This window comes from Streptomyces changchenzhani (genome assembly GCF_039766235.1).
Taxonomy (GTDB): Bacteria; Actinomycetota; Actinomycetes; order Streptomycetales; family Streptomycetaceae; genus Streptomyces.
The window spans coordinates 1586038-1611214 of the sequence record NZ_JBDHNH010000001.1 but is presented as its reverse complement, the minus strand read 5'-3'; the positions used below and the strand labels follow the sequence as shown (position 1 = coordinate 1611214).

Sequence of the window (25177 nt, the reverse complement as noted above, 5' to 3'; positions counted from 1 at the left end):
GGTCTGAGGACCGCCGGGGCGGAGGGCGGGACAACAGAGAATCCCGCCCCCTGACGGGGACGGGATTCCTGAATTGTGGAGCTAAGGAGAATTGAACTCCTGACCTCCTGCATGCCATGCAGGCGCTCTACCAACTGAGCTATAGCCCCGCTGTTCTCTGCGCTTGTTGTGCGCTGCGAACAAGAAGAACTTTAGCCTGCGACCGGCCGGAAAGTGAAATCCGTCAGTCGTCGTCTCCGAGCACCGGTTCCGGAAGGGTCCCGGCGTTGTGCTCCAGCAGCCGCCAGCCCCGGGCACCCTCTCCCAGCACCGACCAGCAGCAGTTGGAGAGCCCGCCCAAGCCCTCCCAGTGGTACGACTCCAGGCCAAGCAGCCGACCGATGGTGGTGCGGATGGTGCCGCCGTGGCTGACCACGACGAGCGTGCCGTTGTCGGGCAGTTTTTCGGCGTGCGCGAGCACGACCGGAGCAGCCCGGTCGGCCACTTCGGTCTCCAGCTCGCCGCCACCGCGCCGCACGGACTCGCCGCGCTTCCACGCCGCGTACTGCGCGCCGAACTGCTTGATGATCTCGTCGTGCGTCAGCCCCTGCCAGGCGCCCGCGTACGTCTCCCGCAGCGCGGCGTCGTACGTGACGTCGAGGCCCGTGAGGCCTGCCAGCTCACCGGCCGTGGCCGCCGCCCGCTTGAGGTCGGACGCGATCATCGCGTCCGGCTTCAGGGAAGCGAGCAGCCGCGCGGAGCGGCGCGCCTGCGCGAGGCCCTCCTCGGTCAGCTCGATGTCCGTGCTGCCCTGGAAGCGGCGTTCGAGATTCCACGCGGTCTGGCCGTGCCGCCACAGAACGATCCGGCGGCCCCGGCTCTTCTTGCTGATGTCGCTGCCGTTCAGTTCAGGTCTCCGTCCAGGTCGTCATCGGCTGCGGCCGTGCGCAGCTTCGCGTACTCCGCGCCTTGGCCACGGGTCTTGATCGCGTCGTCGGGCAGCCCGATCTCGGGGCAGTCCTTCCAGAGCCGCTCAAGGGCGTAGAAGACGCGCTCCTCGCTGTGCTGGACGTGGACGACGATGTCGACGTAGTCGAGCAGCACCCAGCGGGCCTCGCGGTCGCCCTCGCGGCGCACGGGCTTGACGCCCAGCTCCTTGTTCAGCCGCTCCTCGATCTCGTCGACGATCGACTTGACCTGGCGGTCGTTGGGCGCCGAGGCGACCAGGAAGGCATCGGTGATGGACAGGACATCGCTGACGTCATAAGCGACGATGTCGTGCGCGAGCCGGTCGGCAGCCGCCTGAGCGGCGGCCTGGATGAGCTCGATGGAATGGTCAGTGGCGGTCACAAGCAGGCTTTCGTCGGTGGTCAGAGGTACCACAAGGGTCTCACGGACCGCCGACACCCCCGACGGGTTTACCCGGCGGGGATGCTCGGCAGGGACGGGGTCACTTGACCTTGAAATCCTGGCCCAGCACGACCGTCACATCGGCGTTCGCGGCGGCCTTGCCCTTGCGCACCGCGCTCGTCGGCAGACCCAGCGTCTTCGCGACCTCGTCCGCCTTCGCCTTCTGCGCCGCGTCACCATAGCTGACCTGCGACGATGTCACCGCGTCGGCCTTCCCGCCGTCCAGATACGCATAGCCGCCGTTGACCAGGGCAATCCTGGCGGTCTCCGGCGCGTCCGGGTTCGCGGTGGCGTTCTTCACGCCGACCCGCACGGCCGCGCCCTGCTCGGGACTGCGGATCGAGCCGCCCAGAACGTCCGTGACCACGCTGTCGGCGGCGGCCTCGCTGAGCTTGCCGTCGGGCTGCACCGGCAGCTGCGCCGTCTTGTAGTCACCGCCCTTGGCATGCTCGGCGAGCTTGGCCAGCGAGGCGCCCAGCGCCTTCTCCGGCAGTGAGGGGTCGAGGATCTGCGCCAGCGTCCTGACCGTGGTGGTGGCGGCCTGCGGGTCGTCCGAGATCTTCTTCAGTACGCCATGCATGACCTGGCCGAACCGCTGAAGCTGCTTGGCCTCGGCCTCGCCGGGCGCCCGGTAGGTGGCGTACGCCACAGCCGTCGCGCCGCTCAGCGTCTGCGCCTTGCCCTGCTTGACCAGCGGCGAGGCGCCCTTCTTGGTGTCGGGGACATCGGTGTCGGTGTCGACCTCGATATTGCCGACCAGCTCGACGAGGTTCTCCAGGTACGGGGTGTCGAGCCGCCAGGAGCCGCCGATCTTCGTACCGAGAACGCTGCCGAGCGCCTCCCGGGTGCCCGAGGAGCCGTCCTCGTCGACGGACTTGCCGAGGGTGGTCGTGGTGCCGTCGTCGTTCGCCACGGAGAGCGCGTTGGGCAGCAGTACGGTCGTGCCCTGCTCGGTGGTGACGTTGTCGACGAGCAGCACCGTGGACGTACCGCCCTTGGTGTTGTGCAGGTGGACCGCTATGACGTCACGCTTCTGCGGGCCCGTCGCGGTGTTCGCCGGGTCGTCCGAGCCGGCGAGACCGGGCAGCTTCCCCGCGTACCAGAGGTAGCCGACACCGCCCGCGACCACCAGCGCCAGTACGACGACCAGCGAGACCACCCGGCTGCGGCCCTTGCGTCTGGCCTCCTCGCGGCGCTCGGTGCGACTCTCGGTGAACTTCAGCCAGTCGATGACGTCTTCGGCGTTCTCGTCGGGATCCTCGACGAAGGCGAACTGCTCGGTGGCGTAGTCAGGCGCGGGGCGGCGCTGCTCAGGCACGGACCGGTCGGCGGCGGGCGCCGGCGCGGCGGGCTCGGCGACCTGGGGCGGTTCCGGCGCGGGTGCCTGCTGCGGGATCCACTGGGCGGTGGTGTCGACCGCGGCCTGCTGCTGCCCGGGGGCGTAGCCGTATCCGTACTGCTCGGATCCGTACTGCCCGGGCTGGGGCTGCCCCTGGGGCTGGTGAGGCTGCTGCTGGGGCGACTGCTGCGCGTACGGGTCGTACGGCGGCTGCTGGGCGTAGGGGTCGTACCCGTATCCCTGCTGCGGCGGCTGCCGGTCCTGCTGCTGTTGCGGCTGCTGGTCCTGCTGCTGCGCGTACGGGTCGTACTGCTGCTGGTCCTGCTGCTGCTGGTACACCGGTTGTCCGTAGGCGTCGTAGCCGATGATTTCCGGCTGTTGCGCGTACGGGTCGTACGGATACTGGTCGTTCACCGGTGCCCCTCTCCTGCTTTTCGTGTGCTCCCCGTACGGCCGGGCCGCCGGCTCAGCGCCGGTACAGCTCCCGCTTGTCGATGTAGCGGACCACACCGTCCGGCACCAGATACCAGACGGGATCCCCCTGCCGGACCCGCGCCCGGCAGTCGGTGGACGAGATCGCCAGGGCAGGCACCTCCACCAGGGAGACGCCGCCCTTGGGCAGACCGTCGTCCGTCAGGTCGTGACCGGGCCGGGTCACACCGATGAAGTGGGACAGTGAGAAGAGCTCCTCGGCGTCCCGCCAGGTGAGGATCTGGGAGAGCGCGTCGGCGCCGGTGATGAAGAACAGGTCCGAGTCGCCGTTGATGGCACGAAGGTCCCGCAGCGTGTCGATGGTGTACGTCGGGCCGCCGCGGTCCATGTCGATACGGCTCACCGAGAACTGCGGGTTGGACGCCGTGGCGATGACCGTCATCAGATAGCGGTCCTCGGCCGGGGAGACCTGCGTGTGGCTCTTCTGCCACGGCTGCCCGGTCGGCACGAAGATCACCTCGTCGAGGTGGAACTGCGCGGCCACTTCACTGGCGGCCACCAGGTGTCCGTGATGGACCGGATCGAACGTCCCGCCCATCACACCGAGTCGGCGCTTGCCGGGTCCGGTAGGCACTTCCTGCTCTCCCATGCGTGCAGAGCCTACTGGCCCGGTGACACGACCCTGCCTCAGCGGTCGCGGTTGAAGCGTGTGGTGATCCACAGCAGGAGCAGCAGCACGCAGAACGCGCCGCCACCGGTGATGTAGGGGTTGAGGGATTCATGGTTCCCGCCGTGCTCGCCGCCCTCACCGGAGGCGAGGGTCACGAGGGAGGCAGCGGTGCTGTGGAGGCTCATCTTCGGCAGGACCTATCGGGAGTCGGGAGTCGGAGCGGAGACTTCACGAACATCGTATGCGGGAGGGCCGGGCACGCTCACGCCGACTCAGGCGTTCATGGATTGTCCCGCTTCAGGAACCGCTTCGGGAACCGCTCCAGGAACCGACCGGGCGAGCCGGACGCCAGCACCTACGCTGGGCCGTCCGGGGGACGGGAAAACTCGCAGACAAGGGGGCACCCATGACCGACGGCAATCACGAGCAAGAGCACGAGAACGTGCCGAGCCGCAATCGCACGCGCTTCCCGGGGATCTCGTCCCGGGCCTACGAACACCCGGCGGACCGCTCGGCCCTGGTGGCCCTGCGCAAGCTCACCGGGTTCGACACGGTCTTCAAGGCGCTCAGCGGGCTGCTTCCCGAGCGCAGCCTGCGCCTGCTGTTCCTCTCCGACTCGGTGCGGGTGAGCGAAGCGCAGTTCGTCCACCTGAACACCATGCTGCGGGACGCCTGTTACATCCTGGACCTGGAGAAGGTCCCGCCGATGTACGTCACGCAGGACCCGAAGCCCAACGCCATGTGCATCGGTCTCGACGAGCCGATCATCGTGGTCACCACCGGCCTCGTCGAGCTGCTCGACGAGGAGGAGATGCGCGCGGTCGTCGGCCACGAGGTGGGGCACGCCCTGTCGGGGCACTCCGTCTACCGCACGATCCTGCTGTTCCTCACCGGCCTCGCGCTCAAGGTCGCCTGGATCCCGCTGGGCAATATCGCGATCATGGCGATCGTCACGGCGCTGCGCGAGTGGTTCCGCAAGTCGGAGCTGTCCGCGGACCGGGCCGGGCTGCTGGTCGGCCAGGACATCCAGGCGTCGATGCGCGGCCTGATGAAGATCGCCGGTGGCAACCACCTGCACGAGATGAACGTGGACGCGTTCCTGGCGCAGGCCGAGGAGTACGAGGCCGGGGGCGACCTGCGGGACTCCGTACTCAAGATCCTCAACGTCCTGCCGCGTACGCACCCGTTCACCACGGTGCGCGCCGCCGAGCTGAAGAAGTGGGCGGAGAGCCGCGAGTTCCAGCGGGTCATGGACGGGCACTACCCGCGGCGCGAGGAGGACAAGGACACCTCGGTGACCGACTCCTTCCGTGAGTCCGCGGCGCACTACTCGGACACGGTGCGCACCAGCAAGGACCCGTTGATGAAGCTCGTGGGCGACATCGCGGGCGGCGCGGGCGACCTGGGCGGGAAGCTCCGCGACAAGTTCGGCGGCGGGAGCGGGGGTACGGGCAAGGGCACGGACGCTTCCTAGGCCTAAGGGCTCCCCGGCGGGTCCTGACGGGTGTCCGGCGGGCGGGGCATGGCGTCGGCGGCGAGCGCCCCGCACAGCGCGGCCGTGGCGAGGCCCGTCGCGTACGGGTCGGTGCCCGCCGGTCCCCCGGTCGAGGCCTGCTGCCCGGCCAGGACCGGGCGCAGGTGGCCCGCCGGGTCGGCCGAGCATGCCTGGGGCCCGGTCTGTACGTAACTGACCAGCAGCTCGGTCCTGTGCATCCGCAGGTCGTCGCGGTCGAGGCGGAAGTGCAGTTCGCGGCGGACGGTGAACAGCGAGGCGCCGTCCGCCTGCGGGCGCGCGTCCGAGCCGGTGGGCCGCAGCGCGTAGACGAAAGTGTGGTCCGAGGTCACTTCGAGGCTGTCGGCGCCCGACTCCTCGACGCGAAGGCCGCCCCGCACCCGCGTCTTCGACCCGGCGACTTCCACCTTGGCCGGGCCGAAGCGCACCAGCCAGCCGGTCGCCATGTGCCGGCCGTCGTCGGCGGAGCCGTCCATGCTGCGGTCGAACTGCTCCAGCTGGTCCGGGTCGAGGAGGATCCGCACCGGTCGCACCGTCCTGCCGGCCAGCACGTCGGGGTCGAGGGACGACTCGACGAGGTAGTCCTTCACGGTGGTCAGGGCGGCCATGACCTGGCTCTCGGAGAAGTGCCCGGTACGCCGGGCCGGCGGCAGTCCGATGCCCGCGGCACCCGGCCGGAACTGGGCGGCGGGGCTCCGGGCGAAGAGGTCGTCGGGCTCGCCGCCGGGCACCCGGCCGTCAGGGGCCAGCGGTATGACGGTCGTCCGCAGCGGCTGCGCGCGGGTGACGGGCGGTGGCTGATACGGGTGGCGCACACCCAGGTAGATCGCCGTGCCGAAGGCCAGCACCACCAGCAGGACGAGCAGCAGCGCCTGCTTCGTACTGCTGCCGGCCCGACCGTCGCCCCGGCCGCCGGCCCGGTCGTACGCGGCCTGCGGGGGGCTGTCGCGCACGGCCTGCGCATGGTCGCCCATCCGCTCCTGCGCGGAGTATTCCTGCAGGCGGGCAGCCCGCACGAACGATTCGTCGAAGACGACGGACCGGTATTCGTCCTCTCCACCCCCCGAGAGGCCGTCGGGCATCCCCTCAGGTGGCTCTCCGCGCCCTGCCATACCTTGAGAGTAGGTCGGCGGCAGCGAAGGTAAACGCGCTGCTACGGGACAACTTCCTTCAGTTGCGTACGAGTTGGCGCCGAGCAGTCGCGTACGAGTGAGCGTCCGAGGCCCCGCGGCGCCAGCGCGAGCGGCGGTCAGGGGGTGCGCGGCACCGCCGAGACGGCGGGCGCGGAGTATTCGGCGGAGGCCGAGGGGCCGTCCGTCCTGACGTTGTCACTGGTCACGGGCGGCGGGATCTGGTCCTGCCGGTTGTTCGACGCGCCCCGGTAGACGGCCGCGAAGGCGAGGGCGACCATCCCGATACCCATCAGCAGCGCGAGCAGCCAGGCCACCGGCCGGTGCCAGCGCGCATGCCCCCGGTAGGGGCGCAGGACGCCCCCGTGCGGACCGTACGGGCCGCTCGCGTCGTCCGGGTACTCGTCGTCCGCGTCGGCGCCGTACGCGCGGTCGTGGCCGCGGTCGCCACCCGGACCGAACCCCGGCCCGTACCCGTCGTCGTAGAGGTCGTCGTCCGAGGGGCCCTTGCCGGCCCTGGCTCTGCTCGCCTCGGCCTCGGCGCGCGCCTGGGCGGCGGCCAGCAGCCGCTCCGCGGCGGTGGGTTCATGGATCCGGGCGGCCCGCACGAAGTCCTCGTCGAACACCACGGAGGCGAAGTCCTCGTCCGCGCCCCCGCGGTCGTCGTCGGGCTCCCAGCCGTCCTGGAACGGCTTGCCCCCCGCGTCGTCCGCCACCCGTTCAGCGTAGACCGGGAGAGGTGATTTGGGCAGAGAACGTGCGAACCAGGAGTGCCAAGGAACACGACTGCTGCGAAAAACGCGCTTTCCCGACCATGTGTGCCCTAACGCGTGTGGCCGTCCCCCGTCACGATGTACTTCGTGGAGGTCAGCTCCGGCAGTCCCATCGGGCCGCGGGCGTGCAGCTTCTGCGTGGAGATGCCGATCTCGGCGCCGAAGCCGAACTGGCCGCCGTCCGTGAAGCGGGTGGACGCGTTCACCGCGACCGTCGCGGAGTCCACCAACTGCGTGAACCGGCGGGCCGCGGCCTGCGAGGTCGTCACGATCACCTCGGTGTGGCCCGAGCTCCACTGCCTGATGTGCCGCACCGCGACATCCAGCGAATCGACGACCGCGGCGGCGATGTCGTACGACAGGTACTCGGTCTCCCAGTCCTCCTCGGTGGCCGGTACGACGGTGGCCTTGGAGCCTGCCGCATACGCCGCCACCCGCTCGTCGGCGTGCACCGTCACTCCCGCATCGGCGAGCGCGTCGAGGGCGAGCGGCAGGAAGTCGGCCGCGATGTCGCTGTGGACGAGGAGCGTCTCGGCGGCGTTGCAGACGCTGGGGCGCTGCGCCTTGGAGTTGATCAGGATGTCGACGGCCATGGCGAGGTCGGTCTGCGCGTCGACGTACACATGGCAGTTGCCGGTGCCCGTCTCGATGACGGGGACCGTGGACTCCTCGACGACCGTGCGGATCAGCGAGGCGCCGCCGCGCGGGATCAGGACGTCGACCAGGCCGCGGGCGCGCATCAGCTCGCGTACCGAGTCGCGGGACTCCCCCGGCACCAGCTGTACGGCGTCACCAGGCAGCCCGGCCCCCTCAACGGCGTCGCGCAGAACACCCACGAGCGCGGTGTTGGAGGCGTACGCCGAGGACGAGCCGCGCAGCAGCACCGCGTTGCCCGACTTCAGGCAGAGCGCCGCGGCGTCGACGGTCACGTTCGGGCGGGCCTCGTAGATGATCCCGACGACGCCCAGCGGCACACGCACCTGCCGCAGGTCGATCCCGTTGGGCAGGGTGGAGCCGCGTACGACCTCGCCGACCGGGTCGGGCAGTGCGGCCACGTCACGCACGTCGGACGCGATGGCGGCGACCCGCTCCGGGGTCAGCGTCAGCCGGTCGATCACCGTCTCGCTCGTCCCGGCGGCGCGGGCCCTGTCGACGTCCTGGGCGTTGGCCGCGACGATCTCGCCCGTACGTGCCTCCAGCGCGTCGGCGATCGCCAGCAGTGCGGCGTCCTTGGCGGAGCGCGGCAACGGTGCGATCTCGGCGGCGGCGGCGCGGGCGCGGCGTGCGGTCGCCACGACCGGGGACTGCGGGGCGGAGTCGGCGAGGGGCGAGTGCGAGGTCATGTCCGCAGCGTAATGCGCACCCCGCGGGCGTCCGTCGGGTGTACCGCCCTGCGAGACGGAGCGGTACGACGCGGGCCGCGCGGGACGGGAGTGGCGGCGCGGCACCCGGTCGCCGGGCCCGCTGCCGCGTCGTCGGCGCGCACCGCCCCGCCGTCCCCCGGCCCCTCAGTACGGGTGCACGCCCACCGGGGCCGCCGGGGGCGGACCGTATCCCTCGGCGATCCGCTGGTGATAGGTGTCGCGGTCGATGACCTCAAGGCCGACGATCTCCCAGGGCGGCAGCTTGGACGTCGACCGGTGCTCGCCCCACAGACGCAGCGCGACCGCCGCCGCGTCGTGCAGATCGCGGGCCTCTTCCCAGTAGCGGATCTCCGCGTGGTTGTTGGCGTATCTGCTGGTCAGCAGAAAGGGGTGGTCGTGCGCCAGCTGTTCGAGGCCGCGTCTGACCTCCGTCAGCGGCGCCTCGTTGCCCGAGACGCAGAGCGTGATGTGCCACAGCCTGGAGGTCTCGCTGTTGTAGCCGGTCCCCGCAGCCTCCGCCTGCCCCGTGCTCCTGCCCTTGTCGAAGTCCGCCCCCGCCCCGACGCTGGTCAGGACACGCTCGGCCGTCCCTCGGGGCGGCGCCCCCGGACGCGCTCGTCTCACCGGCGGCCTCCTGTACTGCGTTGTGGTGCGTGACCCCGCGTTGCGCTGTATCCCCGCAACAAAGTTGACCAGCCTTGGGCCGGGCGCGGGGCGGTTTTGGTGAAGGTCTGTGTCCCGAGGCTGGACTTTCAGCCGTTTCAGGGGTTAAGGACAACCAGATCGTCTCTGTGTACGACTTCGCGTTCGTAGGCCGGGCCGAGTTCTTTCGCCAGGTCCCGGGTGGAGCGGCCGAGCAGCTGCGGGATCTCCTTGGCGTCGTAGTTGACGAGTCCGCGGGCCACGGCCCGGCCTGCGGTGTCGCGCAGCTCCACCGGGTCGCCGGCGCTGAACTCGCCCTCGACCGAGGCGATCCCGGCGGGCAGCAGCGACGTACGCCGCTCGACGACCGCGCGTACCGCCCCGTCGTCCAGAATGAGCGCGCCCTGCGGCGTCGAGGCGTGCGCGAGCCACAGCAGCCGGTCGGCGCTGCGGCGGCCGGTGCGGTGGAAGTGGGTGCCCGTGTCGCGGCCCGCGAGGGCGTCGGCGGCCCGGCTGGCTGAGGTGAGGACGACGGGGATGCCGGCGGCGGCGGCGATCCTGGCCGCCTCGACCTTGGTGACCATGCCGCCCGTGCCCAGGCCCGCCTTGCCCGCGCTGCCGATGGTCACGTGCGCGATGTCGGCGGGCCCGCGCACCTCGGCAAGGCGCGAGGTGCCGGGTGTGCTGGGGTCGCCGTCGTAGAGACCGTCGACGTCGGAGAGCAGGACCAGCAGGTCGGCCCGTACGAGATGGGCGACGAGCGCGGCAAGCCGGTCGTTGTCGCCGAAGCGGATCTCGTCCGTGGCGACGGTGTCGTTCTCATTGACGACCGGGACCGCGCCCATGGCGAGCAGCTGGTCCAGGGTCCGGTAGGCGTTGCGGTAGTGGGCGCGCCGGCTGGTGTCGTCGGTGGTGAGCAGCACCTGGCCGACCCGTACGCCGTAGCGCGCGAAGGAGGCGGTGTAGCGGGCCACCAGCAGCCCCTGGCCGACGCTGGCGGCGGCCTGCTGTCTGGCAAGGTCCTTGGGGCGGCGGGCCAGCCCGAGAGGCGCGAGTCCGGCGGCGATGGCGCCGCTCGACACCAGCACGATCTCCCGCTCACCGCCGTCGCGGACCTTGGCCAGCACATCGACGAGGGCGTCCACGCGGTCGGCGTCGAGGCCGCCCGCCGCGGTGGTCAGTGAGGAGGAGCCGACCTTGACGACGACCCTGCGTGCCTCTGTGACGCCCTGCCTTGCCGCTGACACGTACAACCCCGCTCCTGCTCGCCCGGTTCTCCCCGCAATGTACGTGAGCCCGATCGGATGCCGCCTCCGCATTCCGCGCCGTGGACGCGGGAGGGGGCTGTGCGTCACGCGCGCGTGACGCACAGCCCCCTCCCGCACCTCACTTCGGGCCGTACTCGCCGTAGGGCCTAGAGGCCGTCAGGACTTCGCGAAGACGCTCCGCGCGGTCCTGCGCAGCTTGCCCACCACGCGGCGCGCGAAGGTCGGCCCGGGCCTGGCGGACTTGGGCGCGGTGATGCGCACCCCGCCGACCCACTCCGCCACGGTGACGGCGAACATCTCGTCGGGGACGCCCGCCTCCTTGTCGTCGAAGTACGGGTACACGAGGTACGGCTTGCCCTCGGCGCCCCTGCGGACGACCTCGGGCTCCGCCTTGGTGCCGAGGAAGTCGAGGTGGGCCCGCAGGAGGTCCGCCCGGCCCTCGGCGACGTAGTGCATCCGCAGCCGCTCGGGGACCTTCAGCCGGCGTGCGACGCCCGGCGTCCAGTACTTGTCGGTGAGCGGCTTGGCCAGCTCCAGCTTGTTCTGACGGTCCGCGGCCTTCAGCTTCAGCCAGCGGTGGTCGAACTGCGGCAGCAGCGTGATCACGAACGGACGGATCATCAGGTCGTCCCGCTTCTCCCCGGCCGGGTAGAACTCGGCGATCAGGTCCATCAGGGCCGTCGCCGAGTCGAAGCGCATCGCGTAACTGCCGCTCTGCGTCACATGCTTGCCGTCGTCGCGGCGCACGATGTAGAGGCAGGTGTAGTCGGCGACAATGGAGACACCGGAGCTTCGTACATACGCCTCAAGGGTGAAGCGCGCGTCCTCGCCGGTATAAAGGCTCTGGTCGAAGCGCATATTGCTGCGCTCCAGCAGCTCGCGCCGGAAGAGCTTCTCGGCGCTCAGCGTGAATTTGATGTTCGACGAGAAAAGATCCGTACGCTCCACGGTGCGGCCGAACATGGACTTCGGCGCACCCCGTCTGATGCCCTCGATCTTGCCCAGCACGACATCCGTGCTGTTGCGGTCGGCGATCGCGACCATCCGCTCCAGTGCTTCCTCGCCGAGGTAGTCGTCGGCGTCGAGGAAGAAGACATAGCGCCCGCGCGCCATGTTCAGTCCGACGTTGCGCGGGCCGCTGGGCCCACCGGAGTTCTCCTGGTGGACGACCCTGGTACCGATCTTGGACTTGGCAGCAAACGCGTCCAGGTGCTCTCCGGTCCCATCGGTCGAGCCGTCGTTGACGGCAACGATCTCTATGCGATCCGCGCCCAGAGTCTGCGCCTCGACCGAATCCAGGCAAGGAATCAGGTAAGGCATTGCCTCATAGGCGCCGATGATCACTGTCACATCGGGAATGTCAGCAGCGGCCCGGCCCATCTCAATCTCGTTCATCGACATCCAAGACAGTTGGCACTTGAGTGTGGTTGTTTCACCATCGTCACTTTTCTACGTGATCCTGGCCACACTGCCACGCGCAACGGCCCGGCAGAACGTCTCGAAAGACGTTCTACCGGGCCGATTTCACACGCTTGGAAAGCGGTTGCGCTCCGGTGTCAGCCCGCCACGGTCGAGTCCAGACCGCTGGACTCGGGCGCCGAGTCGCTCGGGTCGGCCGCCGCGAAGGCCGTCTCGACGCCGACGCGCTGCACCACACCCTGGTTGCGGGCCTCGGACTTGGCCGCCAGGGTCCGTACGGCGTCGTTGAACTGAACGATGGACGCCGGTTCGTCGGGACCCAGGAGGTACGCCTTCAGCTCCAGCCGCGCGTCGGACAGCGGGTCGGCGCTCGCGCCGCCCGTGACCGCGCCCAGCAACTCGTCAAGCTGCACTGCGCTGTTGGAGAGGATCACCGCGGCGCGTACGGCGGTGTTCTGCTGCTTGAACTCGTCGACGCCCAGTTCGGCGGAGTCGGTGACCGCGTACGGCTTGCCGCTCGCGATGAAGTCCGACACCACGCTGGAGATGTCGGAGACCATGCCGTCCGCCTCGTTGAAGCAGTCGTACAGGTGCGGTTCGGCACCCGTGACGACCCGGTGCTCCCACCAACCGAAGGAGCGCCAGTACGCGGCGTTCCACGCACCCTTGAGCTTGGCGAGCTCGGCCTCGCGCACCGGGTCGGCGAGGGCGTCGCGCGACAGCTCTGCCTCGTCCTTGCGGCTCCCGCCGTTGCCATTGCCCCTGCCGCCGCCGTTGCCGGCGAGCTCGCCGAGGCGTGACGCGATACGGGTGAGCTCGGCCCGTGCCGCGGTCTGCTCCGGCTCCAGCGAGGCCCTCTCCTTCGCCCAGCGGGCGTCGGTGAGGCGCTCGGCCGCCGCCGTCTCCACCATCGCGGTGATACGGGCGTGTACGGCCTTCGCCTGGGGGCTGCGCGTCCCGGTGAAGGGGTGCGGCTTGTAGACCACCCGGACCGGCTGCTCGGCCTCCAGAAGGCGCCTGACGATGTTCTCGCCGGCCAACAGGATCGAGGTGTTGCCCGGGTTGTCGTCCCAGCCCTCCCAGGTGGGGGCGTACAGGACAGTCGGGACCGAGTGCTTGGGCGCACCGCTCCACGGCTCGATCGGGGCGAGCTGCGGGCGGCCCACCTCCGCGACGTCCTCGTCACGGACGCCGACGTCGGCGAGCGCGTAGCGGTCGCGGCCTGCCCGGCCGGCGCTCCACACCTCGTCGTACACCTTGCTGAACGGGTTGATGCTCGCGACCTTGTCGCTGTCGCCGTGCCCGATGAAAACGTGCTTCATGGTGGGGATGCGCAGCATGTGGATGTTCTTGCCGACGTTGGCGGCGTAGAGCGCGACACGGACCGTGGAGAGGTCCAGGTTCATCAGGTGCGTGGCGCTCGGCACACAGATCACCGGCACCGAGGTCGGTCCGAGCTGCGACACGATGTGGCGCTCGCGCAGGACGATCAGCGGCTTGCCTTCGACCTGCTTCATCGTGTCCAGCCACATGTTGACCTGGTACGCCGACTCCCTGGAGCCGGAGAAGTACAGGACGGTGGTCGGGCGGTAGTCGCCGAGCCAGCTGTCGATGCCCTCCAGGACGACGTCCACCGGGGGGACCCGGCGGTTGGCCCGCAGGTGTGGCAGCAGGGCGGCCACATAGGCGACGGCCAGCACGAGGGTGACCCCGAGGCCCAGGTATCCCGCGACGTTCTCGCCGGTCTGGATCGCGATCAGCACGCCCACCATGGCGAAGATGTCGAGGTGCAGCATCTTCTCGCCGGAGCGGTTCAGCAGCCGCCGCGGCGGTGCGCCGGGGATGCTCAGCATGCTGAGGTCGATGTTGCGGGTCACCACCGGCATCCTGCGGCGCAGCCTGACCAGCTGGACGAGCGCGCCGTGGGGTGCCTGCAGGGCGTAGAACAGCAGGAGGCTGGCGATTGTCAGGTAGAAGATCGCCTCCTCGGCCAGCTGCATGCGGGCGAGCAGCAGGATCAGCAGCAACTGGCGAACCAGGAAGCGGATCGGAAGGCCGGCCCGGACTTTACCGAGCCGATTGATGAGGTAACTGCCGCGCTGGTGCAGGTACTGATCCGCGAGGTACGTCACGGCGGCGGCGGCCGCGAAGAACCAGAGGTTGGGAATCAGCGCGGCGAGCATGACGCAGGGATAGCCCAGGCCAAGAAGTGCGGCGGCGGCCAGCTCGGACCCGCTGCCCACACGGGCCAGGCGGATGGCGGTCGAAATCACGAAGAACCTGCTCCAGAGGGTGCCGGTCATTTACGTTGAAAGAGAATGGTGAAGGCGCACCTTCACGAACTCGGGCCTCTGCAGTTCGCTGCTTGGCGACTACAGAGGCCCGGTTCGAACAATTTCGAGCAGTATTACACATCTTCCTGACGGTCCAGAACGGACGCCAGGGCCTGCTCGAATCCGGAGGCCTCGGAGGCACCGCGGGTCGGGTCGACCTGCCGTACGTCGATGACATGGCCGGTCAGCTCGGAGAGAAGTACGTCCAGAGATGTCCGGGCCACGGCCTCGGAGGAGAGCAGCGAGCCCGCGGGCTCGTCGCCGAACGCCTTGGTACGCATCGGCGTCGCCGTGCGCTCCGGATTGACGCAGTTGACGCGCACACCCTCGCTCGCCCATTCGTCGGCGAGCGCCTGGGTGAGGTTCACCATGGCGGCCTTGGTGGAGGAGTAGAGGCTGTACTCGGCGCGACCGCGGGTGTAGCTGCTGGAGGTGTAGAGCAGCAACTGGCCCTTGGTCTCGGCGAGGTACTTGTACGAGGCGCGCGCGATCTGCACCGGCGCCAGGTAGTTGACGTTCAACGCTTCCTGGATGGTCGTGTTGTCCGTCTCGGCGAGCTTGCCGATGCGCAGCACACCCGCCGTGTTGATCACGTAGTCGATGCGCCCGGTCTCCGAGTACGCCTTCGACAGTGCGTCGTCGACGTGCTCCGGGTTCTCCACGTGGGTGCCGGTGGTGGAGCGGCCCAGCGCGTACACCGTGGCGCCGTACTCCTCGGCGATCTTCGCGATGTCCGAGCCGATGCCGTACGAGCCGCCGAAGACGACCAGCGTCTTGCCGGACAACGCCGCCCGGTAGGCGGCGTCGTCGGCCTGCTGCGGGGCCGCGGTGGAGGCGAGCTGGAACAGCTTGTCGGCGATGAACACGTCGACCGGCTGCGTCACCTTCATGTTGTACTCGTCGCCCGCGACGACGTAGATCGGCACGTCCGGCAGGTACTTCAGGACGACCGAACAGTCGTCGGTGGCCTGGAAGTTGGGGTCACCGGCCGCGACCTCGTACGCCCTGCGGATGGTGGAGAGCTTGAAGGCCTGCGGGGTCTGGCCGCGGCGCAGCCGGGACCGGTCCGGGACCTCGGTGATGAACTCGCCGTCGCCGCCGTGCGTACGCGTCACGATGATCGTGTCCGCGGACGGGATGGCGACGTCGACCGCCTGATAGCGGTCGAGCGCGTCGACGCAGTCCTGGATCACACGCTGTGACAGCAGAGGGCGCACCGCGTCATGGAAGAGGACATTGCGGTCCTCGCCCGCGGCGAGACCCTCGCCGAGCGCGGAAATGGCGCGCTCCGTGGTCTCGTTGCGGGTCGTACCGCCCTCGATGACCTTCGTGACCTTGGTCAGGCCGGCCTTGGCGACGATCTTCTCGACGTCGGGCACATAGCCCGGCGCCATCAGAACGATGATGTCGTCGATGCCTTCGGCATGCTCGAAGGTCGTCAGCGTGTGCTCGATGACCGCCTTGCCTGCGATCTTCAGCAGCTGCTTGGGGATCGACAGACCCACGCGCTGGCCGGTACCACCGGCAAGCACGACTGCTGTGGTACGGGGCTTGGCTACGGGCTGCACAGACACAGACGACCTACCTTGCGGGTGCTGGGGGACCTTGTGATGGTCGCACTCTCCGTGACCGTCTCGCAAGGTGGATGTCCGGCTGCCGACATCTGCGGGAAACCGGGTGTACGTGCTGTGGTTGCCAGGTGGACGCCCTGTGGGCATGGCGGACCCCCGGAGGAACGCGCCTCTCCGGGGGTGACGGACGCCACAGTTCCGGCGAACAGTTGGGGGGCGCGGAACTCTGGGATCCGCGCCCCCTCAAGACGGCTCGCGCCCGTGAAGGGCTGTACGCCGTCAGGTCCCTAGAAGGGCTTGAACTCGTCGTACTCGCGCTCCGGGTCGTCCCGCTCGGCGCCGCGGTCCCTGCGGCGCTGCTCGGCCGGCCTCGGGGCTTCCAGGCGGTGGTCCTCGCCACGGCGGCCGAGCATTTCCGCACCGGCCATCGTCATGGGCTCCCAGTCGAAGACGACCGAGTCCTCGTCGTCGCCGATCGCGACGGCGTCGCCGGCGTGGGCACCGGCCTTCGTCAGCGCGGTCTCGACACCGAGGCGGCTGAGGCGGTCCGCGAGGTAGCCGACGGCCTCGTCGTTCTGGAAGTCGGTCTGGCGCACCCAGCGCTCCGGCTTCTCGCCGCGCACCCGGTAGACGTCTTCTTCCTTCGTGATGGTGAAGCCCGCGTCATTGACGGCCTTCGGACGGATGACGACGCGGGTGGTCTCCTGCTTCGGCTTGGCGGCGCGCGCCTTGGAGACGATCTCCGCGAGCCCGAAGGAGAGCTCCTTGAGGCCCGTGTGGGCGACCGCGGAGGCCTCGAAGACGCGGTAGCCGCGCGCCTCCAGATCCGGGCGGATCATGTCCGCGAGGTCCTGGCCGTCCGGGATGTCGATCTTGTTGAGGACAACGACGCGGGGCCGGTCCTCAAGGCCGCCGTACAGCTTGAGTTCCTCCTCGATGGTGTCGAGGTCGGAGATCGGGTCACGGTCGGACTCCAGGGTGGCCGTGTCCAGTACGTGCACGAGCACCGAGCAGCGCTCCACGTGGCGCAGGAACTCCAGGCCCAGACCGCGGCCCTGGCTGGCGCCCGGGATGAGGCCGGGGACGTCGGCGATCGTGTAGACGGTCGCGCCCGCGGTGACGACGCCCAGGTTCGGGACGAGCGTGGTGAACGGGTAGTCCGCGATCTTCGGCTTGGCGGCGCTCAGCACGGAGATCAGCGAGGACTTGCCCGCGCTCGGGTAGCCCACCAGTGCCACGTCGGCGACGGTCTTGAGCTCCAGGACGATGTCGCCGCCCTTGCCGGGCTCGCCGTACAGCGCGAAGCCGGGGGCCTTGCGGCGGGCGGAGGACAGCGCGGCGTTGCCGAGGCCGCCGCGGCCGCCCTCACCGATGACGTACATGGTGCCCTCGCCGACCATGTCGGCCAGCACATTGCCCTCGGTGTCGAGGACGACGGTGCCGTCGGGGACCGGCAGGACCAGGTCCATGCCGTCCTTGCCGGAGCGGTTGTCACCGGCGCCGGGCTGGCCGTTGGTGGCCTTGCGGTGGGGGCTGTGGTGATAGTCGAGCAGCGTGGTCACGGACTGGTCGACGACGAGGGTGACGTCGCCGCCACGCCCGCCGTTTCCGCCGTCCGGGCCGCCGAGCGGCTTGAACTTCTCACGGTGTACGGAGGCGCAGCCGTGGCCTCCGTTACCCGCGGCGACATGCAGTTCGACGCGGTCCACGAAGGTGGTCATGGGTGGGTCCTCCAGTACATACGGAAATGTCTACATACGTAACACGCCAAGGGCGGCCGCGCTTCCCCAGTAGTCCGGGAAAGAGCGTCCGCCCTCGGAAAGTGCTGTGCGATACCGCTCGACGAAAGCCGGAATTACTCGGCGATCGGAACGATGTTCACAACCTTGCGGCCACGGTGTGTGCCGAACTCGACCGCACCGGCGGCGAGTGCGAACAGCGTGTCGTCGCCACCACGGCCGACGCTCGTGCCCGGGTGGAAGTGGGTGCCGCGCTGGCGGACCAGGATCTCACCGGCGTTGACGGTCTGACCGCCGAAGCGCTTGACGCCGAGCCGCTGAGAATTGGAGTCGCGCCCGTTCCGAGTGGACGATGCGCCCTTCTTATGTGCCATGTGTTCTCAGTCCCTTACTTCGCAGCCGCGGGAATGCCGGTGACCTTGATCGCCGTGTACTGCTGACGGTGACCCTGGCGACGGCGGTAACCGGTCTTGTTCTTGTAGCGAAGGATGTCGATCTTGACGCCCTTGTGGTGGTCCACGACTTCGGCAGTGACCTTGATGCCGGCCAGGACCCAAGGGTCGCTGGTGACGGAGTCGCCGTCCACAACGAGCAGAGTCGAGAGCTCGACCGTGTCGCCGACCTTGGCCGTGGGAATCTTGTCAACCTCAACGATGTCGTCCACAGCAACCTTGTGCTGTCGACCACCGGCTCGCACGATGGCGTACACGCTGATCTCTCTTTCGCTCGGAACGGGACTCCTGAAGCCAGCCGCACGCACGGGCCGGGGCCCGTGCTGAATCCGAATGGATGAGCGGCCTCTCACCGCACAGAAAAAAGTGCCGTAAGGGAGTTGCTCAGGAGTAGGCGCGCATAGAAACACGCCGACGCTCAACAATACGGGGCCCCACGGGGAGGGTCAAACCAGCCTCCCGGGCATGCGCCACGCCCTCCGATGGCTGAAGTTTCCATCGATCTGCCGGCAACGGCATCACAGTTCATGCGCAGAGGGTCAACCTCCCGTCACGTTCAGTAGTATGCGGAGATCGCCAGCCGCCCCTGCCCGTGCAGTGGGAAGCATCCAGCACCGCACGGATAGGGGAGAGACCTGTGCCTGCACCCGACATTTCAGTAATCATCGGTGCTTACAACGCCATGCCGTATCTGACCCGGACTCTCACCTCGGTCGTCGAGCAGTCGATCGGACGCGACCGGATCGAGATCATCACGGTCAACGACGGCTCCACCGACACCACGGGCAAAGAGCTGGAACGATTCGCCGCCGACTACCCGGGTCTCTTCCAGGTCTTCCACCAGGAGAACTCCGGCGGCCCGTCCGCCCCGCGCAACACCGGACTCGAACATGCCAGGGGCCGGTACGTCTTCTTCCTCGACGCCGACGACTACCTCGGCGAGGAGACCCTGGAGCGGATGCTGGCCGCCGCCGAGACCAACAACACCGACGTGGTGCTCGGCAAGATGGTCGGCGTCAACGGCCGCGGCGCGCCCGCCTCGATGTTCGTCCACAACCAGGCGCGCACCGACGTCTTCAACTCCCGTGTGTACTGGGCGCTCAATCCGCTCAAGCTGTTCCGCCGGGACCTGGTCGAGCGGCACTCGCTGCGCTTCCCCACCGGGTACCAGGTCGGCGAGGACCAGTTCTTCACCGCTCTCGCCTACCTGCGCGCCGACGGCATCTCGGTCGTCGCCGACTACGACTGCCTGTTCATCGTCAAGCGGGACGACGGCCAGAACATCACTGTCACCACGCGCGGCGCGGACCAGCGCATCAGCACGCTCCGGATGATGGTCGACCTCGTCGAGGAGAACGTCGCTCCGGGGCCCGACCGCGACACGCTGATGCACAGGCACCTGGCGATCGACATGTTCCACGCCCTGATCCACCTGGTGAAGGAGAACGACCGCGAGGTCCGGGAGAAGAACCTCACCGATCTGCGCGAGATGCTGACGCGTTCGTACCCCGACTCCCTCAAGGAGCGCCTCAACGCCGTGACCCGGCTCCGCGCCGAGCTGATCCTGCGCGGCATGCTAGACGAGCTGATCGAGCTGGAGCGTGTCGACCGCGCCCACCGGAGCGCCGGCACGACCCCCGAGGTCCTGGTCGAGGACGGCCACGCGTACGCGCGTCTGCCGTTTTTCCGCGACGCCGGGCGTGGCATCCCCGACGACTGCTACGACATCTCCCGCGAGCTCCGGGCCAACCACCGGCTCGACTCGGTCACCCTCGACGACTCCCTGCTGAAGATGACCGGCCACGCCTACCTGCGCCGGGCCGGCGCGGGACGCGTCCGCACCGAACTGGTGCTGCGCGAGCGGGAGTCCGGGACCGAGTACCGCGTACCGGCCGAGCAGGTGGCGACGCCCGGGCTCGGTGCGGACGAGGACGGCGGGGCGTACGCATACGGGCAGGCGGGCTTCTCCGTGACCGCCGACCTCCGCACCCTCGCCGGGGGTGAGCGCCTCCCGCGCGGGCTGTGGGACGTCTTCGTCGCGCTCGACGTCGACGGCATCGGCCGGGAGATCCGGTTCGGCAACAAGCGGCTTCCCGAGGTCGATACGAGGCCCGCCACACATGTCGTCGGCGAAGGTGCGGACACCCTCGTCGTCTCGCTCTACTACACACACCCGTACAGCAACCTCACCGTCGACATTGGTGAGAGCAAGCACCACGTCACCGACAAGCTCCGCGTCGACGACGTGGCGTGGTCGAGCACGGACGCGGCGATGCTGGAGATCACCGGCTCGTGGAAGCTGGCTTCGCTGCCGCTCCGCGCACTGACCGTGCGGCTGGGCGACGAGAAGGGCGCGTACGTCGACTTCCCCGTGGCCGCCGTCGGCACCCAGGGCTTCCGGGCACGCGTGCCCGTCACCGCCCTCGGAGCGGGCACCTGGACGGCGACGCTCCGGCTCGCGGGGGCGGGCGGCCTCTCGTGGCGCGCATCCGTACCGGCCCGTCCTGGCATGCAGCCCGCACGGTGGCGCCGACTCGGGATGCCCCGGTACGCGAGGCCGACCTCGAACGGGAAACAGTTCGCGATGCGGGTGGACCGGGTGCGGGTGGGGCGGGCGCTGGCGGAGCGGGTGAGGCGGTAGGGGGTGGCGGGGGGTGTGGTGCGGGTGCGGAGTGCGGTGCGGGCGCCGGGTGCGGGTGCGGGTGCGGGTGCCTGCGGCGCTGTTCCCCACCCCGCCCCTTCCCGAAGCCGGGGCAGGCCCCGGGCCCCGGACGGGCTGGAATTCAGCCCGTCCGGCGTTTGAGGACCGAGGTCTGGGGCGGAGCCCCAGTTACGGGAAGGGGCGGGTGGGGGAAAGCGCCGCAGGCACCCGCACCCGTCCACGCCCCCACCACGACGAGTGAGGGCCGCCCCCAAATCGCCGGGGGCGGCCCTCGCTCTTCGTGCGATACCTCTTACCTCGGGCCGGTCAGGCCTCCGTGGAGGACGAGACCCCCGGCTGCGACGGCTGCTCGGCCGCCACGGCCTTCTTCGCCGGGGCCTTCTTGGCCGGAGCCTTCTTCGCGGCCGTCTTCTTCGCGGCCACCTTCTTCGTGGCGGTCGCCGCCTTCTTCGCGGGGGCCTTCTTGGCTACCTTGCGCACGGCCTTCTTGGCCGGGGCCGCGGCCTCCGCGTCAGCCTCGGCGGCGTTGTCCGTCACCGGGGCCTCGGACGGCGCATCGACCACCAGGACGGCCGGCTCGTCCGCGCCCTTGGGCGAGCCCGCGGGGGCGGTCGCCTTACGGGTCGCACGCCGACGCGCACGCGGCGGAGCCGCCGCTGCGGGCGCCTCTGCCACCGGCTCGTCGGCCGGTGCCGGGGCCGGAGCGGGGGCCGGGGCCTCCGCGACGACGGGAGCCTCGGTGACCTTGGGCGCACCGGCCGGAGCCGACGCCTTACGGGTCGCACGCCGACGCGGACGGGCCGGAGCCGCGTCCTGCTGCGGCTCAGCGACCGGCTCGGGGACGACCGCCTCCGGGACGACCGGCTCGGGCTCCGGCGCCGCCTCGGGCTCCGGCTCGGGGGCCCGTACGGGCTCCGGTGCCGTGTCCCTGGGCGCACCGGCGGGAGCCGACGCCTTGCGCGAGGCCCGGCGGCGCGAACGCCCACCGCGGCTCGCGGCCTGCTCGGCCTCGCCGGGGCTGCTGTACAGATCCTCGTCCGGCACGAACTGCGGCTCGGGCAACGCCGTCGGAGCGGCGGCCTCGGCCGCGAGCTCCTCCACCGTCTCGTTCTCGGCCTCGGCGGAGTCCTCGTGCTCGTGCTCGTGGCCCTGCTCCGTACCCGTGGAGCCGCCGCGGCCGCGCTTCTTGGCGCGCTTGCCGTTGCCACCGCCGCCGGGGGCGGTCGGCTGCTCCATGTGCACGATGACGCCGCGCCCGTTGCAGTGGACGCAGGTCTCGGAGAAGGACTCAAGGAGACCCTGGCCCACGCGCTTGCGGGTCATCTGGACCAGGCCCAGCGAGGTGACCTCGGCGACCTGGTGCTTCGTACGGTCGCGTCCCAGGCACTCAAGGAGGCGCCGCAGCACGAGGTCCCTGTTCTGCTCCAGGACCATGTCGATGAAGTCGATGACGACGATGCCGCCCAGGTCGCGCAGCCGCAGCTGGCGCACGATCTCCTCGGCCGCCTCCAGGTTGTTCCTGGTGACGGTCTCTTCGAGGTTGCCGCCCTGACCGGTGAACTTTCCGGTGTTGACGTCGACGACGATCATCGCCTCGGTCTTGTCGATGACCAGCGAACCGCCGCTCGGCAGGTAGACCTTGCGGTCCAGCGCCTTCATCAGCTGCTCGTCGATCCGGTACGTCGCGAAGACGTCGACCTCGGAGGTCCAGCGCGACAGCCGGTCCGTCAGGTCGGGCGCCACGTGCGAGACGTACCCGTGGATGGTCTCCCACGCGTCGTCGCCGCTGACGATGACCTTCGAGAAGTCCTCGTTGAAGATGTCGCGCACGACCCGGACGGTCATGTCCGGCTCACCGTAGAGAAGGGTCGGCGCGTTCGAGCTGGTGCCGTTCTTCGCCTTCTTCTCGATCTCTTCCCACTGGCCCTGCAGACGGTCCACGTCGCGGCGCAGCTCGTCCTCGCTCGCGCCCTCGGCGGCGGTGCGCACGATGACGCCCGCGTCCTCGGGAACGATCTTCTTGAGGATCGTCTTCAGCCGTGCGCGCTCGGTGTCGGGCAGCTTGCGGCTGATGCCGGTCATCGAGCCCTCGGGCACGTAGACCAGGTAGCGGCCGGGCAGCGAGACCTGGCTGGTGAGGCGGGCGCCCTTGTGGCCGATCGGGTCCTTCGTGACCTGTACGAGGACCGACTGGCCCGACTTGAGGGCGGACTCGATGCGGCGCGGGCCGTGGCCCATGCCCAGGGCCTCGAAGTTGACCTCACCGGCGTACAGAACGGCGTTGCGGCCCTTGCCGATGTCGACGAACGCGGCCTCCATGGACGGCAGGACGTTCTGTACCTTGCCCAGGTAGACGTTGCCGACGTAGCTGGTGGCCTGCTCCTTGTTGACGTAGTGCTCGACAAGGACGTCGTCCTCAAGCACGCCGATCTGGGTGCGCTCGCCGCTCTGGCGGACGACCATCACACGCTCGACGGCCTCGCGGCGCGCCAGAAACTCGGCCTCGGTGATGATCGGGACGCGACGGCGACCCTGCTCACGGCCTTCGCGGCGGCGCTGCTTCTTCGCCTCCATACGGGTCGAGCCCTTGATGGACTGGACCTCGTCGAAGCCGGTGCCGAGCTCGCGCTCTTCCTTCTTGCGCGGCTCGCGGACCTTGACGACGGTGCGCTCCGGGTCGTCCACGCCGTTCTCGACGTCCGTGCCCGAGTCGCCACTGCGGCGACGGCGACGACGACGGCGACGGCTGGAGCTGGAACCGGAGGCGCCGTCGGCGTCCTCGTCGTCCTGCTCCTGGTCGTCGTCATCGGAGTCGGCCGACTGCTCGGACTGGTCCGACTGCGCTGCCTTGGGCGTGAAACGCTCGGCCGCGGGCTCGTCGGAGCTGTCCGTCTCCTCGGACTCCTCCGCGTCGGCGGACTCGCCACGACGGCGGCGACGGCCACCGCGGCGACGGCGGCGGGCCCTGCGGTCCTCCGCCTCGTCGATGTCGTCCTGCGCGGCGGGCTCGTCGGAGGCTTCCGGCTCCTCAGCCTCCTCCGGCTCGGGCACGCTGTCCACGGCGTGCCCGGTGCGCTCCGGACGGCGCTCGGCCCGCTCGGGCTCGGCGCTCTCACCGCGACGGCGGCGGCGACGGCGCGACCCGGACTGCGGCTCGGGGGCAGCCTCGACGGCCGTCTCCTCGGCCTCTTCAATCTCTTCTTCTACGTACTCGGCCTCCGGCTCCGGCTTCCTCGCGGCGGCAGCCGCGGCCGACTCGAGGGTCTGGAACATCGGCTCCGTGAAGACCGGGGCCTGGAAAACGGCGACGGCGGGACGCGCGGCGCGGCGGCGCGAACGCGAAGGCTCCTCCGCGACGGGCGCGGCAGCCTTGGGCTCGGCCTGCTGGGGCTCGGCGGCCTCGGCGGCAACAGGAGCAGCGGCCTCGGGGGCCTCCTCGGCTCCCTTACGGCCGGCGCGGCGGCGCGTCGCACGGCCTCGCGGCGCCTCCTCCTGGACCTCGGCGGCGACCGGCTCGGCCGGGGCGGCCTCCTCGGCGACGGCGGGTGCTTCGTTCTGGTCGCTCTGCGGTGCTCCGGCGGGCGCGGTGGCCTTGCGGGTGGCGCGGCGGCGGGTCCGGGCCGGCGGCGTGGCGTCGGCCGGCTCGGCCTGCGCCTCGACGACCGGGACCTCGACGGCCTGCGGTGTCTCCGCGGCCTCGGGCTGCACGGCGTCGGCGGCCTCGCCCTTCGGGGCTCCGGCGGGCGCGGTGGCCTTACGGGTGGCGCGGCGACGCGTACGGGCCGGCGGCGTGGCGTCGGCATCGGCATCGGCCGGCTCGGCCTCCACCGCCACGACCGGGACCTCGACGGCCTGCGGTGTCTCCGCGACCTCGGTGTCCGCGGTGACCTGCGCGGCGCCCGAGGGCGCAGTCGCCTTGCGGGTCGCCCGACGGCGCGGGCGGCCCCGCGGTGCCTCGTCGGCCTCCGCGGAACCGGTGGTGTCGGCGGAACCGGTGGTGTCGGCGGGCGCGGGGACCTCGGTGGTCTCCTCGGCCTGCGGCTGCGGCGCACCGGCGGGCGCGGTCGCCTTGCGGGTGGCGCGGCGACGCGCACGGGCCGGCGGGGCCGTCTCGTTCGTCTCGGTGGCTGCGGCTGCGGTGTCGTTGGTGTCGCTCACGGCACCCTCTCCGGCCGGTATGGCCGGAGCCGCGGCCTCTACGGTGTCGGCGGTCACGGCAGGCTTCGCATCGCCGGTCGGCGGTCCGGCCGGGCGCGAGGCCGCGCGGCGCCGACGGCGCGGCGGCAGCGTGTCGCTGGGGCTGTTGTTGTCGTCCGGGTTACCTGCGGCGTTGCGCGAGGTACCTGTCGAGGGCTCGATGGAATCGTTCGGCTCAAGCATGCGGGCGGTTCTCCCGTCACGCTCCCGGGCGCCGCGCCTGATTCCGGTCCGGTCCGGTCCGCGGATGTACGCGGTACCGCCGTCCGGGGCGCGGGCGCCTC

The 25177-nt window shown here is 70.1% G+C and carries 19 protein-coding genes and 1 tRNA gene; 2 read left to right on the top strand and 18 right to left on the bottom strand.

Features of this window, described 5'->3' with window-relative positions:
- Positions 1–76: 76 nt before the first annotated feature.
- The 6 genes from ABCR94_RS07575 to ABCR94_RS07550 form a co-directional block, all read right to left on the bottom strand.
- Positions 77–149, bottom strand: a tRNA-Ala gene (locus tag ABCR94_RS07575).
- A gap of 74 nt (positions 150–223) precedes the next feature.
- Positions 224–871 carry a histidine phosphatase family protein gene (locus tag ABCR94_RS07570; RefSeq protein ID WP_347118496.1) on the bottom strand — a complete coding sequence of 216 codons (648 nt, stop codon included), beginning with the start codon at positions 869–871 and terminating at the stop codon, positions 224–226.
- Between the two features lie 11 nt (positions 872–882).
- Entirely contained in the window at positions 883–1329 is a 447-nt protein-coding gene (rsfS, locus tag ABCR94_RS07565; RefSeq protein ID WP_347118288.1) for a ribosome silencing factor, read from the bottom strand.
- A gap of 100 nt (positions 1330–1429) precedes the next feature.
- Positions 1430–3142 (bottom strand): LCP family protein, encoded by a 1713-nt coding sequence (locus ABCR94_RS07560; RefSeq protein WP_347118287.1) that lies wholly within the window; start codon positions 3140–3142, stop codon positions 1430–1432.
- 52 nt (positions 3143–3194) lie between these two features.
- A complete protein-coding gene (gene nadD, locus ABCR94_RS07555; protein WP_347118286.1) occupies positions 3195–3809 on the bottom strand; it encodes a nicotinate-nucleotide adenylyltransferase in 615 nt (204 codons plus the stop codon).
- 38 nt (positions 3810–3847) lie between these two features.
- On the bottom strand, positions 3848–4015 hold the full coding sequence (locus tag ABCR94_RS07550) for a hypothetical protein (RefSeq protein ID WP_347118285.1): 168 nt from the start codon (positions 4013–4015) through the stop codon (positions 3848–3850).
- A gap of 221 nt (positions 4016–4236) precedes the next feature.
- Between ABCR94_RS07550 and ABCR94_RS07545 the strand changes: the two genes are divergently transcribed.
- Positions 4237–5304: a M48 family metallopeptidase gene (locus ABCR94_RS07545; protein WP_347118284.1), complete on the top strand. Its 1068-nt coding sequence runs from the start codon at positions 4237–4239 to the stop codon at positions 5302–5304.
- A gap of 2 nt (positions 5305–5306) precedes the next feature.
- On the opposite strand, the gene ABCR94_RS07540 is transcribed toward ABCR94_RS07545, so the two are convergent.
- From ABCR94_RS07540 to rplU, 11 genes are all read right to left on the bottom strand, one after another.
- Entirely contained in the window at positions 5307–6455 is a 1149-nt protein-coding gene (locus tag ABCR94_RS07540) for an SCO2583 family membrane protein (RefSeq protein WP_347118283.1), read from the bottom strand.
- Positions 6456–6592: 137 nt separating this feature from the next.
- Positions 6593–7189, bottom strand: a complete 597-nt coding sequence (locus ABCR94_RS07535) for an SCO2584 family spore wall biosynthesis protein (protein ID WP_347118282.1) — start codon at positions 7187–7189, stop codon at positions 6593–6595.
- 107 nt (positions 7190–7296) lie between these two features.
- Positions 7297–8589 (bottom strand): glutamate-5-semialdehyde dehydrogenase, encoded by a 1293-nt coding sequence (locus ABCR94_RS07530; RefSeq protein ID WP_347118280.1) that lies wholly within the window; start codon positions 8587–8589, stop codon positions 7297–7299.
- A 165-nt stretch (positions 8590–8754) separates the two neighbouring features.
- Positions 8755–9234, bottom strand: coding sequence for a DUF8830 family protein (locus ABCR94_RS07525; protein WP_347118279.1), 480 nt, complete (start codon positions 9232–9234; stop codon positions 8755–8757).
- Positions 9235–9371: 137 nt separating this feature from the next.
- Positions 9372–10499: a glutamate 5-kinase gene (gene proB / locus ABCR94_RS07520; RefSeq protein WP_347118277.1), complete on the bottom strand. Its 1128-nt coding sequence runs from the start codon at positions 10497–10499 to the stop codon at positions 9372–9374.
- A gap of 177 nt (positions 10500–10676) precedes the next feature.
- Positions 10677–11915, bottom strand: a complete 1239-nt coding sequence (locus tag ABCR94_RS07515) for a glycosyltransferase family 2 protein (protein ID WP_347118276.1) — start codon at positions 11913–11915, stop codon at positions 10677–10679.
- Between the two features lie 161 nt (positions 11916–12076).
- Positions 12077–14242, bottom strand: a complete 2166-nt coding sequence (locus ABCR94_RS07510; RefSeq protein ID WP_347118275.1) for a hypothetical protein — start codon at positions 14240–14242, stop codon at positions 12077–12079.
- A gap of 104 nt (positions 14243–14346) precedes the next feature.
- Entirely contained in the window at positions 14347–15846 is a 1500-nt protein-coding gene (locus ABCR94_RS07505) for an SDR family NAD(P)-dependent oxidoreductase (RefSeq protein WP_347118274.1), read from the bottom strand.
- Positions 15847–16130: 284 nt separating this feature from the next.
- Positions 16131–17564 carry a GTPase ObgE gene (gene obgE / locus ABCR94_RS07500; RefSeq protein WP_347118273.1) on the bottom strand — a complete coding sequence of 478 codons (1434 nt, stop codon included), beginning with the start codon at positions 17562–17564 and terminating at the stop codon, positions 16131–16133.
- Positions 17565–17698: 134 nt separating this feature from the next.
- Positions 17699–17956 (bottom strand): 50S ribosomal protein L27, encoded by a 258-nt coding sequence (rpmA, locus tag ABCR94_RS07495; RefSeq protein ID WP_283519395.1) that lies wholly within the window; start codon positions 17954–17956, stop codon positions 17699–17701.
- 14 nt (positions 17957–17970) lie between these two features.
- Positions 17971–18291 carry a 50S ribosomal protein L21 gene (rplU, locus tag ABCR94_RS07490; RefSeq protein ID WP_347118272.1) on the bottom strand — a complete coding sequence of 107 codons (321 nt, stop codon included), beginning with the start codon at positions 18289–18291 and terminating at the stop codon, positions 17971–17973.
- Between the two features lie 380 nt (positions 18292–18671).
- On the opposite strand from rplU, the gene ABCR94_RS07485 reads away from it, so the two are divergent.
- Positions 18672–20675, top strand: coding sequence for a glycosyltransferase (locus ABCR94_RS07485; RefSeq protein WP_347118271.1), 2004 nt, complete (start codon positions 18672–18674; stop codon positions 20673–20675).
- Positions 20676–21002: 327 nt separating this feature from the next.
- Here the strand turns inward: ABCR94_RS07485 and ABCR94_RS07480 are convergent, their stop codons facing one another.
- Positions 21003–25076 carry an Rne/Rng family ribonuclease gene (locus ABCR94_RS07480; RefSeq protein ID WP_347118270.1) on the bottom strand — a complete coding sequence of 1358 codons (4074 nt, stop codon included), beginning with the start codon at positions 25074–25076 and terminating at the stop codon, positions 21003–21005.
- Positions 25077–25177 lie beyond the last annotated feature (101 nt).

What these genes read in the sequence shown, in the direction of transcription:
- ABCR94_RS07545 (WP_347118284.1), top strand. Translation starts at nt 4,237, where the DNA reads ATGACCGACGGCAATCACGAGCAAGAGCACGAGAACGTGCCGAGCCGC.
- ABCR94_RS07530 (WP_347118280.1), bottom strand. Translation starts at nt 8,589, where the DNA reads ATGACCTCGCACTCGCCCCTCGCCGACTCCGCCCCGCAGTCCCCGGTC.
- ABCR94_RS07510 (WP_347118275.1), bottom strand. Translation starts at nt 14,242, where the DNA reads ATGACCGGCACCCTCTGGAGCAGGTTCTTCGTGATTTCGACCGCCATC.
- ABCR94_RS07540 (WP_347118283.1), bottom strand. Translation starts at nt 6,455, where the DNA reads ATGGCAGGGCGCGGAGAGCCACCTGAGGGGATGCCCGACGGCCTCTCG.
- ABCR94_RS07515 (WP_347118276.1), bottom strand. Translation starts at nt 11,915, where the DNA reads ATGAACGAGATTGAGATGGGCCGGGCCGCTGCTGACATTCCCGATGTG.
- rpmA (WP_283519395.1), bottom strand. Translation starts at nt 17,956, where the DNA reads ATGGCACATAAGAAGGGCGCATCGTCCACTCGGAACGGGCGCGACTCC.
- ABCR94_RS07480 (WP_347118270.1), bottom strand. Translation starts at nt 25,076, where the DNA reads ATGCTTGAGCCGAACGATTCCATCGAGCCCTCGACAGGTACCTCGCGC.
- ABCR94_RS07550 (WP_347118285.1), bottom strand. Translation starts at nt 4,015, where the DNA reads ATGAGCCTCCACAGCACCGCTGCCTCCCTCGTGACCCTCGCCTCCGGT.
- obgE (WP_347118273.1), bottom strand. Translation starts at nt 17,564, where the DNA reads ATGACCACCTTCGTGGACCGCGTCGAACTGCATGTCGCCGCGGGTAAC.
- nadD (WP_347118286.1), bottom strand. Translation starts at nt 3,809, where the DNA reads ATGGGAGAGCAGGAAGTGCCTACCGGACCCGGCAAGCGCCGACTCGGT.